This window comes from Chroococcidiopsis sp. CCNUC1, from assembly GCF_023546805.1.
Taxonomy (GTDB): domain Bacteria; phylum Cyanobacteriota; class Cyanobacteriia; order Cyanobacteriales; family Chroococcidiopsidaceae; genus Chroococcidiopsis; species Chroococcidiopsis thermalis.
Genome location: NZ_CP097480.1, coordinates 6,183,102 through 6,196,662, shown reverse-complemented (window position 1 = coordinate 6,196,662; position 13,561 = coordinate 6,183,102). Strand labels below are relative to the sequence as shown.

Here is a 13,561-nt window from a genome sequence, read left to right as displayed (position 1 = left end):
GCGTTTGGTGTTGGCTGTCTAACTCTGATTGGCTGGATATTTGATATTGCCATTTTCAAAAGCGCGATTCTAGGCACAGCCACGATGAAAGCTAATACAGCCGTGGCTTTTATTTTAGCTGGCGTGTCTTTGTTTGTTCGCAATGGTAGGGGCACACAGCTGTGCGCCCCTACTAGAATAACGACTCCCGACTCCCTAATTACCAAAATTTGCGCTGCTGCTGTCGCCTTAATTGGTTTGCTCACTCTTTGCCAATACATATTTAATTGGAATTTGGGGATTGATGAGTTGCTGGTTCGAGATTTACCGTTGTCTCCAGCAAATCCTTATCCTGGTCGCATGGCGGATAATACTGCTTTGAATTTTGTGCTGCTAGGCGGGGCGCTGTGGCTGTTGGCTGTTCGATCCCCCAACCCCCTTACAAAGGGGGGCAAGTCAATCCTCCTTCTACGGGGAGACAAATCCACCTGTTCCATCTCACCTATCAAGGGAGACAAACCCACCTTTTCCACCCCCCTTAAAAAGGGGGGCAGGGGGGATCGCATTTTCTTGGCTCAAGCTTTAAGTCTTGCTGTTATTTTAATTGCCTTACTTGCTCTCATAGGATATGCCTATGGCGTAGAAGTTTTTTATCGGTTTATTGTCTACTCCACATCAATGAGTTGGCACACGGCAATAATTTTTCTCTTGCTCGGTGCAGGTACGTTGTTGGTAGATCTCGATCGCGGTTTTATGGCAGTTGTCACAAGCGAATTGAATGGGGGCATAGTTGCGCGTCGTCTGATTCCTAGCGCGATCGCAATTCCAATAATTTTGGGTTGGCTGATTTTGCAGGGATACCGCTGGAAACTCTACGATCCAGGTTTCGCGATCGCGCTGCTGGTATTATTGCTAATTGCGGTTTATATCAGTGTAATTTGGCACAATGCCAGATCTTTGAACCGAATAGATCGCGATCGTCAACGCACAATAGCCACTTTACAGGAGAGTGAAGCCAAGTTTAGAAGGCTAGTAGAATCAAATATCATTGGCATCTACTTTGGTGACTTTAGCGGACGAATTTTTGAAGCCAATGACGCTTTTCTCTCCATGATGGGGTACACCCGTCCTGAGTTAGCAGCAGGAAAGCTGTATTGGAATCGCATGACACCGCCAGAGTATGAAGCATTAGATCGACAGAGAGTCGCAGAAATTCAAGCATATGGTGCTTGTTCTCCGTTTGAAAAAGAATATATTCGTAAAGACGGGATTCGCGTGCCGATTCTGCTTGGTATTACTCAAATTGAGGGTGGAGAAAACGGCTATAGTGCTTGCTTTGTGATTGACTTGACAGAACGCAAACAAGCTGAAATTGCTTTATGTGAAAGTGAAGAACGTTTTCGCCGTGCTGTTGTCAATGCACCATTTCCAATCGTTATCCATGCCGAAGATGGCGAAGTCGTACACATTAGCCAAGCTTGGACGGAATTATCCGGTTACACTGCTGATGAAATTCCCACAATTGCAGCTTGGACGGAAAAAGCTTATGGAGCAGCGAAAGATACAGTTAAAGCAAGCATAGAGCGCTTATACAGCCTAGACAGAAGGCTAGAAGAAGGGGAATTCTCAATTACTACCAAGCAGGGAGAAAAGAGGACTTGGGATTTTAGTTCTGCTCCCTTGGGTCGTCTGGCAGATGGTAGACGATTGGTTATCAGCATGGCAGCTGATGTGAGCGATCGCAAGTTGACAGAAAATGCATTGCGTCAGAGTGAAGCTAGATTACGACTATTTGTCGAATCAGATGTCATCGGCATTTTATACGGAGACATTCATGGCGGAATAAATTATGCCAATGATGCCTTTTTGCACATTATTGGTTACACTCGTGCCGATTTAGAGGCGGGTAGAGTGCGCTGGAACGATCTGACTCCCCCAGAATATTTACCATTGGATGCTGAGAGAATTGCCGAGGCACGAACTAAGGGAACTTGTACGCCCTATGAAAAAGAGTATATTCGCCAAGATGGAACGCGGGTTTTTGTGATGCTGGGTTATGCCTTGCTGGGGGAAAATCGGGAACAGTCAGTCGCATTTATTTTAGATATTAGCGATCGCAAACATGCTGAAATCGAACGCGATCGCTTTTTTACACTTTCCTTAGATATGCTTTGTATCGCTGGGTTAGATGGTTACTTTAAGCGGATCAATCCTGCTTTTGAAACCATTCTCGGCTTTACTCAAAAGGAAATTCTTCAGACACCATATATCGATTTGATTCATCCAGAAGACCGAGAAAAATCTCTTGCTGAGGTCGAAAAACTCTCAACTGGAGCTATTACTATCAACTTTGAAAATCGTTTTTTATGTAAAAACGGTTCTTACAAATGGCTGATTTGGAGTTCTGTACCCGATGTTGAATCAAAACTGTTATATGCAGTGGGACATGATGTCACCGAACGCAAACATTTAGAACACAAACTGCGCAAACAAGCAGAAGTTCTGCATAAACTGAATGCAACTTTGGAAGAAAGAGTCAGGCAGCGCACGGCACAACTTGAAGCCGCTAACCAAGAATTAGAATCTTTCTCCTACTCAGTCTCCCACGATCTCCGCGCCCCATTGCGTCACATTGCCGGATTTGTCGATCTGCTACAAAAGCGCATTAAATCCAACACCACGCTAGATGAGACAAGTCAGCGCTACCTCAATATCATTGTGGACACGACTCAACTAGCTGGCAAGTTGATCGATGACTTATTATCCTTCTCCCGCATGGGACGCATGGAAATGCGCTTTACCAATATTGATATGAATTTACTGGTGCAGGAGGTATTGCAAGAACTAGAGTTAGAAACTAAGAAACGCCAAATTTCCTGGCAGATTAAAGCCTTACTGAGCGTTCAGGGCGACCCGGCAATGTTACGTTTAGTATGGCGGAATCTGATTGAAAATGCGCTTAAATATACTAAGTTAAACTCGCAGACAGAAATTACTATTGGGAGTCAAATTTTATCAGAGTCTCAGGAGGTGGTATTTTTCGTAAGAGACAACGGTATCGGTTTTGATATGCAGTACGTAAATAAATTGTTTGGAGTGTTTCAACGCCTGCACAGCGACCCCAACTTTCAAGGTACGGGAGTAGGATTAGCTAATGTTCAGCGCATCATACACCGTCATGGCGGGCGAGTATGGGCAGAAGGAGAAATAGATAAAGGAGCAACGTTCTTCTTCTCGTTACCAAGACTGGGAGTGAGGGGTGGAGAGTAGAGAGCGAACAATGGAATTAAAGCGCATTCTCCTGGTGGAGGACAGCATTAACGACGTAGAGTTAATCCTGACTGCCCTAGCAGAAAACCATTTAGGTAACGAAGTCGTCGTTGTCCGCGATGGCGAAGAAGCTTTAGATTATTTGTACCGCCGAGGCGTGTATCGATTGCGACGTGAAGGCAATCCCGTTGTGGTGCTACTCGATCTAAAACTACCAAAGGTTGATGGGATAGAAGTTCTAGGGCAATTGAAAGCAGATAGATATCTGAGAACCGTGCCTGTAGTGATTTTGACTTCTTCCCGCGAAGAACGAGATTTAACTCGCTGTTATGAATTAGGTACAAACGCTTATGTAGTTAAACCAATTGATTTTCATGAATTTGTGGGTGCGATTCAAGGTTTAGGGCTGTTTTGGGCAATTATTAACGAGCCACCACCTGGCTCGCTGTCTAGCGCTCGTAGCGATCGACCAAATCAAGGAATAGAATGATGTCACTCAAGTTTCTGATTCTAGAAGACAGCATACTGGATGCAGAACTGATTACTGCGTTACTCGCAGAAAGCGAGATTGAGTGCGAATCGATTCAAGTGAAGACTCGTTCGGAGTTTCAAGTGGCACTCGAACGGGGTGGGTTTGACTTGATTCTGTCTGACTATTCCTTGCCTGGTTTTGATGGCATTTCTGCCCTGGTTATGGCTCGACAGCTCTGCCCAGACGTGCCATTCATTTTCGTGACAGCCACAATGGGAGAAGAAGTGGCAATTGAAACCCTCAAAGGTGGTGCAACTGACTACGTACTGAAACAACGCTTAGAACGCCTGATTCCTGCCGTAGAGCGATCGCTACGCGAAGCAGCAGAACGTCGCGCCCGTGTTGTTGCCGAAGCAGAACTCAACCGTCGCGAAGAAGAATTTCGCGCTTTGGTGGAAAATTCTCCCGATATTATTGCTCGATTCGACCGAGATTTGCGTCATCTGTACGTGAATCCGGTAGTCGCACAAGCTACAGGCAAGCCACCCGAAATGTATGTCGGAAAAACTCATGCTGAAGTGGGTGTATCACCAGAAATTTGTACGCTTTGGCAATCGAGTTTGCGCCAAGTCTTTGCAACTCAAAAAGAAGACTTTTTTGAATATGATTTTCCCGCACCGGGCAATGGCATTCGTTATTACCAAACGCGAGTCGTACCAGAATTTAATCCAGACGGTTCGGTGCAAACCTTACTAGCAATCACCCGCGATATCACCCAGTCCAAACTTGCAGAACAAGCATTACGAGCGCGAGAAGCTCAACTGCAACAGCAAGCCGAGGAACTTAAACGAGCAAATCAAGTTAAAGACGAGTTTTTAGCCGTACTGTCCCACGAATTGCGATCGCCCCTCAATGCAATCCTGGGGTGGGCGAAATTATTACGGACTCGTAAATTCAGCCCTGAGATTTTTAACCGCGCCCTAGAAACGATCGAACGTAACGCTCAATTACAGACTCGGTTGATTGAAGACTTGTTAGATATCTCGCGCATCATTCGCGGCAAACTCACCCTCAATCCCCAACCTATCAATTTAGAAACAGTCATTACCAATGCTTTAGAAACCGTTGGTCTCTCAGCTCAAACTAAGTGCATCGAACTAGTTTTTGAGGGAGCAGGGAGTCGGGAGTCGGGAGTCGGGAGTCGAGAAGAGAGACAAGGGGGACAAGGGGGACAAGGAAGCAATTCTAGCCACCAGCCACTAGCTACTAGCCACTCTCAATTACCAACAACCAACAACCAACAACCAATCGTCTTAGGAGATCCGAGTCGGTTGCAGCAGATTGTTTGGAATCTCCTTTCCAATGCAATCAAATTCACTCCATCCGGCGGGCGCGTAGAAGTGAAATTGCAATTATCAACAGTAGCGCCCACAACAACTATCAGGGAGCAGGGAACCTGGGAGTGCAGGGAGCAGGGGGAAGAGGGCAGAGGAGCAGAGAAGCAACAACTATCAACCGTCAACTGTCAACCTTCACAGAGTTTAGCGTTAGCGTCTACGATCGACAACCAACAACCAACAACTAACTACGCCCAAATCGCAGTTACAGATACCGGAATTGGTATTAGTGCTGAATTTTTGCCCCATATATTCGATTATTTTCGCCAAGCAGATGCATCGATTACTCGCAGTTATGGCGGTTTAGGTCTGGGTTTAGCAATAGTACGTCACTTGGTAGAACTGCATGGGGGAACAGTCTGCGCCGAAAGTCTAGGAGTCGGACAGGGAGCAACATTTAGAGTTATGTTACCCCTGCTGGAGAATTCGGAATTCGGAATTCGGAATTCGGAATTCGGAATGAATCACACCCGTACGGGCGGGTTTGGAAACCCGCCCCTACCGATTCCCGACTCTCGACTTAATAACATCCGAGTATTAGTTGTAGAAGACGATCGCGATACGCGAGAATTTTTAGCACTGACTCTAGAAGAATATGGGGCGCAGTCAATCGTAGTTGATTCAGCAGTAGCAGCACTAGAAGCGTTGGAAAAATCGCTACCAGATATTTTAGTGAGCGATATTGGGATGCCAGCCACAGACGGCTATACATTTATCCAGAAAGTCAGGACATTACCTCCAGAACAAGGCGGAAAAATTCCTGCGATCGCCTTAACAGCATATGCTAGAGAACAAGACCGCGATCGCGCGATCGCCGCAGGTTTCCAAATTCATCTTGCCAAACCAGTCGTTTCCGATGAATTAGTAGAGGCGATCGGGCAATTAATCAGTGACCAGTGACCAGTGACCAGTGACTAGTTATCAGTTAACCATCAACCATCAACCATCAACAAATATAGAGATAGAGATAGAATGATTTTCTGTTCTCTTTGCGCAACGTCCTTATGTCTGCCACTCCTGCCGCACCTTTTTCCATTGAAGAAATCGCTGCTGAAGGCATTAAGCCGGAAGAATACGAAGAAATTGTCAGAAGACTAGGACGACACCCTAATAAAGCAGAGTTAGGCATGTTTGGTGTGATGTGGTCGGAACATTGCTGTTACAAAAATTCTCGACCGCTATTAAAACAGTTTCCTACTACTGGTAAACGCATTTTGGTAGGACCAGGCGAAAATGCAGGTGTTGTCGATTTGGGTGACGGGCTGCAACTGGCTTTTAAAATTGAATCGCACAATCACCCCTCAGCCGTAGAACCATTTCAAGGGGCTGCAACTGGAGTCGGAGGCATTCTGCGCGATATTTTTACGATGGGGGCGCGTCCCATTGCCTTACTTAACTCTCTGCGCTTTGGTTCCTTAGATGATGCTCGTACCAGACAGCTATTCAACGGTGTGGTTGCAGGAATCTCTCATTACGGTAACTGTGTGGGAGTCCCCACAGTCGGGGGAGAAGTCTATTTCGATCCGGCATACTCTGGTAATCCCTTAGTCAATGTGATGGCATTAGGATTGATGGAAACGCCGGAGATCGTCAAATCGGGAGCATCTGGTACGGGGAATCCAGTTTTATATGTCGGTTCCACCACCGGACGCGATGGGATGAAAGGAGCGAGTTTCGCCAGTGCAGAATTGAGCGAAGAGTCAGAACAAGACCGTCCCGCCGTGCAAGTGGGCGATCCGTTTTTAGAAAAATCTTTAATTGAAGCTTGTTTAGAAGCATTTAAAACTGGAATTGTCGTTGCAGCCCAAGATATGGGTGCAGCAGGGATTACCTGTTCGACATCCGAAATGGCGGCTAAAGGCGGTGTAGGCATTGAATTCGACCTCGATAAAATTCCCGTGCGCGAGACGGGCATGGTTCCTTACGAATATCTGCTATCGGAATCTCAGGAACGAATGTTATTTGTCGCCCACAAGGGTAGAGAACAGGAATTAATCGATATTTTCCACCGTTGGGGACTTCATGCTGTCGTGGCTGGTACGGTAATTGAGGAGCCAATTGTCAGAATTTTATTTAAGGGCAAGGTAGCTGCTGAAATTCCTGCTAACGCATTGGCAGAAAACACACCCCTCTACCACCGAGAAATATTGAGCGAACCACCAGAATATGCCCGTAAAGCTTGGGAGTGGCAGGCTGAATCTCTACCAACCTGTACCATTGCTGGAATTAACATCCAAGGTCAGCACCAAAATTGGAACCAGATATTACTAACTTTACTCGATACCCCAACGATCGCCTCTAAGCGATGGGTTTATCGTCAATACGACCACCAAGTCCAAAACAATACAGTCATCTTTCCCGGTGGTGCAGATGCCGCAGTTGTCAGATTGCGCCCATTAGAAGAATTCAAAAGTCAAAAGTTAAAAGTCAAAAATAATTCCGAATTCCGAACTCCGAATTCCGAATTCTCCAAAGGCGTAGCTGCCACAGTCGATTGCAACCCGCGTTACGTCTACCTCGATCCTTATGAAGGTGCAAAGGCAGTTGTTGCAGAAGCCGCCCGTAATTTAAGCTGTGTAGGGGCGGAACCAGTTGCGGTGACAGATAACCTCAATTTTGGTAGTCCTGAAAAACCAATTGGTTATTGGCAACTTGGCGAAGCTTGTCGCGGTTTAGCAGAAGCCTGCCAAGAATTTCAAACCCCTGTAACTGGCGGAAATGTCTCCCTGTACAACGAAACCTTCGACTCTGAAGGCAAGCCACAACCAATCTACCCTACTCCCGTAGTCGGGATGGTGGGCTTAATTCCCGACTTATCTAAAACCTGTACTCAAGGCTGGCAAACCGAAGGAGATATTATTTATCTTCTGGGACTTCCACTGAAATCTAAAATCACACTGGGTGCATCCGAATATCTTGCCACAATTCACGGCATAGTCGCCGGAAAGCCACCCCAAGTAGACTTTGACCTCGAACGGCGCGTCCAAGCTACCTGTCGAGAAGGCATTCAACAAAGTTGGGTCAAATCAGCGCACGACGTTGCTGAAGGTGGATTGATAGTCGCCCTTGCCGAAGCCTGCATCAGTACTGGATTGGGTGCTGAAATTAACCTGGGGTTAACCGACGATTTACCGCAACGCTGGGATGAACTTTTATTTGGTGAAGGTGGGGCGCGAATTTTGGTTTCCGTCTCAACACAACATCAACAAGTCTGGGAATCCTATTTAGCAGAGCAACTCGGAGATAACTGGCAAAAACTCGGTCATGTCGGCAGTTCCACCCAAGATTTACAGGTTTTCACAACCGACCGACAGACGATCGTAACCGCTACGATTGAGATGATGCGCGATCGCTTTTTCAATGCTATAGAACGGCGGCTATCTGACTCAGCTACCCTGCCGTAGCTAAGTGACAAAAAAATAATTGACCAAAATCTTGCTCTTAACAAAATTTATGACGATACTGTTGTATGTATCTTGATTAACATTTTTTTAAGTATTAGTTAATGTTTTCAAACTCATGAGTTTGGATTATCTAGTTCGCCAAGTCAATTCCACAAAGTCAACTCGCCGCTCAGGAGCAACACTGTAGCATGGATTTCTACCAGCCCACTTCAGGAAGTATGCAGGATGTAAGTCACAGTATGGACATGCGATCGCTTCATCCTTCAGAACCCTCTGACAAGCAAGAAGAAGCTTGCGGCGTTTTCGGCATTTACGCACCCGCAGAGGACGTTGCCAAACTTACTTACTTCGGTTTGTACGCCCTACAACACCGAGGGCAAGAGTCAGCCGGAATTGCTACGTTTGACGGCACGACAATTCACCTACACAAAGAAATGGGGCTGGTTTCTCAAGTCTTCAACGAGTCAATTTTGCAACAAATGCCTGGTAGGATGGCAGTCGGTCATACCCGTTACTCTACTACTGGCTCTAGTCGGGTAGTGAACGCCCAGCCTGCGGTGGTCGAAACTCGCTTAGGCAGTTTTGCTCTAGCACATAATGGAAATTTAGTCAATACTAAAGCTTTACGAGACGAATTACTCCAGCGGCAGTGTAACTTTAACACGACGACAGATTCAGAAGCGATCGCCTTTGCGATCGCCGAAGCAGTTAACGATGGCGAAGATTGGTTAGATGGGGCAATTACCGCTTGCAAACGCTGCCACGGCGCTTTTAGTTTAGTGGTCGGAACCCCAGCAGGGTTGATGGGAGTGCGCGACCCGAACGGCATTCGTCCCCTTGTCATTGGCACGTTGGGCAACAATCCCCATCGCTACGTTTTAGCTTCTGAAACCTGCGGGTTAGATATTATTGGTGCAGAATACCTGCGAGACGTAGAACCAGGCGAACTAGTATGGATTACTGAGGCAGGCATAGCCTCCTATCACTGGGCGCAAGAACCCCAGCGCAAACTATGCATCTTTGAGATGATTTACTTTGCCCGTCCAGATAGCGTCATGCACAACGAAAGCTTGTACACCTATCGCTTGCGATTGGGCAGACAACTGGCAAAAGAATCTCTTGTGGAAGCAGATATGGTCATGGGCGTACCTGATTCCGGTATCCCCGCCGCAATTGGCTTTTCTCAAGCCTCTGGGATTCCCTATGCCGAGGGGTTGATTAAAAATCGCTATGTTGGGCGCACCTTCATCCAACCAACTCAAATGATGCGCGAGTCAGGCATCAAAATGAAACTGAATCCCCTCAGAGATGTCTTGGCTGGAAAACGAGTCATCATCGTTGATGATTCTATCGTGCGCGGAACGACCAGCCGCAAACTCGTTAAGACACTACGCGAGGCGGGTGCAACAGAAGTGCATATGCGAATTTCCTCCCCTCCTGTCACTCATCCCTGTTTCTACGGCATTGACACGGATAATCAAGACCAGTTGATTGCTGCGACTAAATCAGTGGAAGAAATTGGCAAACAAATTGAAGTCGATTCCCTTGCCTACCTCAGTTGGGAAGGAATGCTGTTAGCCACAGGAGAAGACCCTAATAGTTTCTGTTCGGCTTGTTTCACAGGCGATTATCCCGTCGCCGTACCCGAACTGCTGAAGCGTTCTAAGTTGATGCTGGAAAAGTCGTCGGTTTGATCCAAAGGCAGTAGAGACTTTCCACAGAAAGTCTCTACTGTATACATTCATTTGAACGGGCGATCGCAGCAGCCAGGTTTTTTATTGCCTGCATTTTTCGATAAGCCAGAAGAGTTTATAGCAATTCTCGATTGTGTGGATAACATTTGTAGGGGCGCACAGAGAAAGCGCCCCTACCAGACGTGTATTGCATCCAATTGAAAACCGCTAGAGACGATACATGTAATGTCTCTACATGTTAACTATCAAGCCATTCTAATATTTGCGCATTGACCAATTCTGGAACTTCATCGTGAGGACAATGACCAGCATTAGGAATGGGAACAATTTCAACATTGTGCCCCTTCTCCTTTACTTGTTGAAAAATCTTAGCACCAGTAATTGGTGTCCAAGGATCGTCCGCACCCCAAATCACCAAGAGAGGATGCTGGACGTTCGGTAAAAGTTCTGCAATGGTGGGACCAGGAGGCGCAGCTAAAATGGAAGCAAATACTTGTTGCGCTCCGGGGTCACAGGAAGGCGCATGTAAAATATCTACTAGTTCATCTGTTACGGCTTCTCGGTTGCGGTAAACCTGAAGTAAAGTCCGGCGAATCTGGGGCTTTTGGCGAACCCGATTGAAAATAATTTTTCCCGTAATTTGAGAACGTACCAAGCGATTAAACGCCGACATCACCACTCGTAAAGGTGGATTGAGTTCGTGGGGACGGTGAGATAATCCCCCCGCACAGTTAATTAAAATTCCCCCAGCAGCTATCTCTGGATGGTTGGCAACTGTCATCAAGCTTAGCAGCGCCCCAATCGAGTTACCGACAAATACCGTAGGCTTTTGAATGTGTTCCGTCCAAAAATCTTTTAGTAGTTCTTGCCATACTTCCATCGTATAGTTGAGTGGCGGCTTATCAGAACCACCAAAACCAAGTAAGTCTATGGCAAAGACTCGATAACCACCAGCCGCCAACGCGGGGATATTTTTGCGCCAGTGACCGATTGAAGCACCGAAGCCATGTACGAGCATCAAGGGGTTACCCTCGCCCATGACGGTATATTGAATCTTGTAGCCTTGCCAGTGCCAAATCTGTTTCTCGATAGATGCCGTCGATGCTAGCTGCGGAGTAATCACGAGGGGGTATGAAGATTTATGAATGGTTGTCTTTATAGATCGTACATATTTTTGCTAGACACGCCAGCGCTGAGCGTGGAGAGTAGCGCCAAGTACCAGCAATTATTGCTGTAAGAGAATAACTTGTTTACGGGGATGCACGCTCGAATTAAGCTAAATCCCAATCGTTATTTTTTTTATTGACCGAACCTCATGAACAGACGCGATTTATTGATTTTATCTGCTGGTGTTGCTACTACACCTCTACTGGTACAGGCAGGCAAGGGCAACGCTCAAACCAAACCTACAGCCAAAGGCGAAACGGTTACTTTGGGTAAAGATTTACAGGGATATTACGTTCGTCCTCAAGGCAGCGGCACTTTTCCCGCCATCATGGTCTTTATGGAGGCATTTGGCTTAAACCCAAATATTAAAAATGTCTGCGATCGCTTTGCCCAAGCAGGCTATGTTGCCCTTGCCCCAGATTTCTATCATGGCGATGTTTATGAATACAAGGATATACAAGCAGCAGTAGCCAAACTGAAATCTTTAAATGACGACACCGTAATGGCTGAAGTCGGACAAGGTTTAGACTTCTTAGCCAAACGCCAAGAGGTAGCTGCCGATAAAATTGGCGTGACGGGTTTTTGTATGGGTGGCAGACATGCATTTCTAGCCAATGCCGCTCACGCCGATCGGCTTAAAGCAGTAGTAAGTTTTTACGGTAGTGGCATCGCCGTGGACAAAATAGGGCGGAAGCCCCTACTAGATCGAGTTGATGCCATGCGATCGCCCATTATGTTAATTTACGGCGCGGATGATGAGATGATAGCCGCCGACGAACATGCCCGTATTAGCCAAGCCCTTTCCCAAGCCAAAAAACGTTATATTCTCACCGTCTTTCCCGATGCCGGACATGGCTTTTTAAGCGATCGCCGCGATAGCTACGCCGCTGCCCCAGCCAAAGAAGCATGGGAAATGACTATGAATTTCTTTCAACAGTATTTGAAATGATAATGGGTAATGGGTAATGGGTAATGGGTAATGGGTAATGGGTAATGGGTTGATGGTTGATGGTTGTTTGTCGCTCCTCTGCTTCCTCTGCCCCTCTGCCCCTCTGCCCCTCTGCTCCCTCAGCTCTCTTCTGCGACTCCCCTTTAGCCCTTTTTATACAAGTATGTAGTTTAACTAGTTGCACACTATGCTGTTGCTCCGCTAGCCTAACTAAATTAGTCTAGCTGTCCGATTTATATGGAAGTAATACACCCTTACTGTGCGGGTTTGGATGTCCAGAAAAAAGCTGTACTGGCGTGCTGTATTACCTCAAACTCAAAAGGAGAGAGGGTAAGTCAGACGCACAGCTTCAACAATAAAGTGCCGGACTTACTAGCTTTATCTGATTGGCTAGGAAGCAATGGCGTGACTCATATCGCATTAGATATTACTGGTGAAGACTGGAAAACGGTTTATCACATTCTGGAAGCTAATTTTAGCGTTTTAGTTGTCAATGCCCAGCGGATCAAAGATGTGCCAGGACGTAATACCGATACGCCGGATTTTGAATGGCTAGCCGAATTGCTGCGTCATGGTTTGATCCGCAACAGTTTTATTCACCCCGTACCGCAAAGAGACTTACGAGACTTGATGCGCCAGCGTCATTTCTTAGTCAAAGAACGCCTGAGTGTGGTCGATCGCCTTTACAAAGTTTTAGAATCAGCCAACGTTAAACTCGTATCTATGGTTAGCGATATCATGCACATCTCTGCCCGTGCTTTACTAGTGGCGATCGCCGAAGGAGAAACGAATACTTCTAATGTCAGCGATATCGCGATCGATCTACGCCAGCAGCAGCCGCAGGATTCCTATTTTCAACCCGTGCGATCGCACCATCGCTTCCTAATTGCCAATCACCTAAATCACATTGATTTTCTCGATCGGCAGATTGGCATTTTTAATGACAAAATTGCTGAATACGTGCAAAAGCGAATCGTTCGCATCACAACTTCTGGCACGAATCAAGTACAACCATCCACCCATGCTACTGCTAACTCCGTGCAAACTGCCAAACTCATTCCCAGTTGGGAAGAGGCTTTAGCAGCTTTCTTAAACGGAGGTAGAATCTAAAAATTTTAGATTTGAGATTTTGGATTATAGTCCGAGCAATGGCGTTCTCTTAAAAGTTTGCTGTTGAGGATGCTTGCTGTCGCTCGGCAATCCACAATATCTGCTGAAATAATTTCTCA

At 46.4% G+C, this 13,561-nt stretch carries 8 protein-coding genes; 7 read left to right on the top strand and 1 reads right to left on the bottom strand.

The window, feature by feature from the left end:
* Nucleotides 1-84 precede the first annotated feature (84 nt).
* The 5 genes from M5J74_RS28655 to purF all read left to right on the top strand — a co-directional run bounded on the left by M5J74_RS28655 (nt 85) and on the right by purF (nt 10,216).
* Nucleotides 85-3,249, top strand: coding sequence for a PAS domain S-box protein (locus M5J74_RS28655; RefSeq protein ID WP_250014683.1), 3,165 nt, complete (start codon nt 85-87; stop codon nt 3,247-3,249).
* A 10-nt stretch (nt 3,250-3,259) separates the two neighbouring features.
* On the top strand, nt 3,260-3,739 hold the full coding sequence (locus M5J74_RS28650; RefSeq protein ID WP_015157271.1) for a response regulator: 480 nt from the start codon (nt 3,260-3,262) through the stop codon (nt 3,737-3,739).
* On the top strand, nt 3,736-6,018 hold the full coding sequence (locus M5J74_RS28645) for a response regulator (protein ID WP_305883613.1): 2,283 nt from the start codon (nt 3,736-3,738) through the stop codon (nt 6,016-6,018). The genes M5J74_RS28650 and M5J74_RS28645 overlap by 4 nt, the downstream gene beginning before the upstream one ends.
* A gap of 104 nt (nt 6,019-6,122) precedes the next feature.
* Nucleotides 6,123-8,522: a phosphoribosylformylglycinamidine synthase subunit PurL gene (purL, locus tag M5J74_RS28640; RefSeq protein WP_250014681.1), complete on the top strand. Its 2,400-nt coding sequence runs from the start codon at nt 6,123-6,125 to the stop codon at nt 8,520-8,522.
* A 218-nt stretch (nt 8,523-8,740) separates the two neighbouring features.
* The gene (purF, locus tag M5J74_RS28635; protein ID WP_371934097.1) at nt 8,741-10,216 is read left to right on the top strand and encodes an amidophosphoribosyltransferase; all 1,476 of its coding nucleotides are present in this window, start codon (nt 8,741-8,743) and stop codon (nt 10,214-10,216) included.
* Between the two features lie 238 nt (nt 10,217-10,454).
* On the opposite strand, the gene M5J74_RS28630 is transcribed toward purF, so the two are convergent.
* A complete protein-coding gene (locus M5J74_RS28630) occupies nt 10,455-11,339 on the bottom strand; it encodes an alpha/beta fold hydrolase (RefSeq protein WP_106169572.1) in 885 nt (294 codons plus the stop codon).
* 192 nt (nt 11,340-11,531) lie between these two features.
* Between M5J74_RS28630 and M5J74_RS28625 the strand changes: the two genes are divergently transcribed.
* Both M5J74_RS28625 and M5J74_RS28620 read left to right on the top strand, forming a co-directional pair.
* Nucleotides 11,532-12,332 carry a dienelactone hydrolase family protein gene (locus M5J74_RS28625; RefSeq protein ID WP_250014679.1) on the top strand — a complete coding sequence of 267 codons (801 nt, stop codon included), beginning with the start codon at nt 11,532-11,534 and terminating at the stop codon, nt 12,330-12,332.
* Nucleotides 12,333-12,569: 237 nt separating this feature from the next.
* Nucleotides 12,570-13,442 (top strand): transposase, encoded by an 873-nt coding sequence (locus M5J74_RS28620; protein WP_106168975.1) that lies wholly within the window; start codon nt 12,570-12,572, stop codon nt 13,440-13,442.
* Nucleotides 13,443-13,561: the final 119 nt, after the last annotated feature.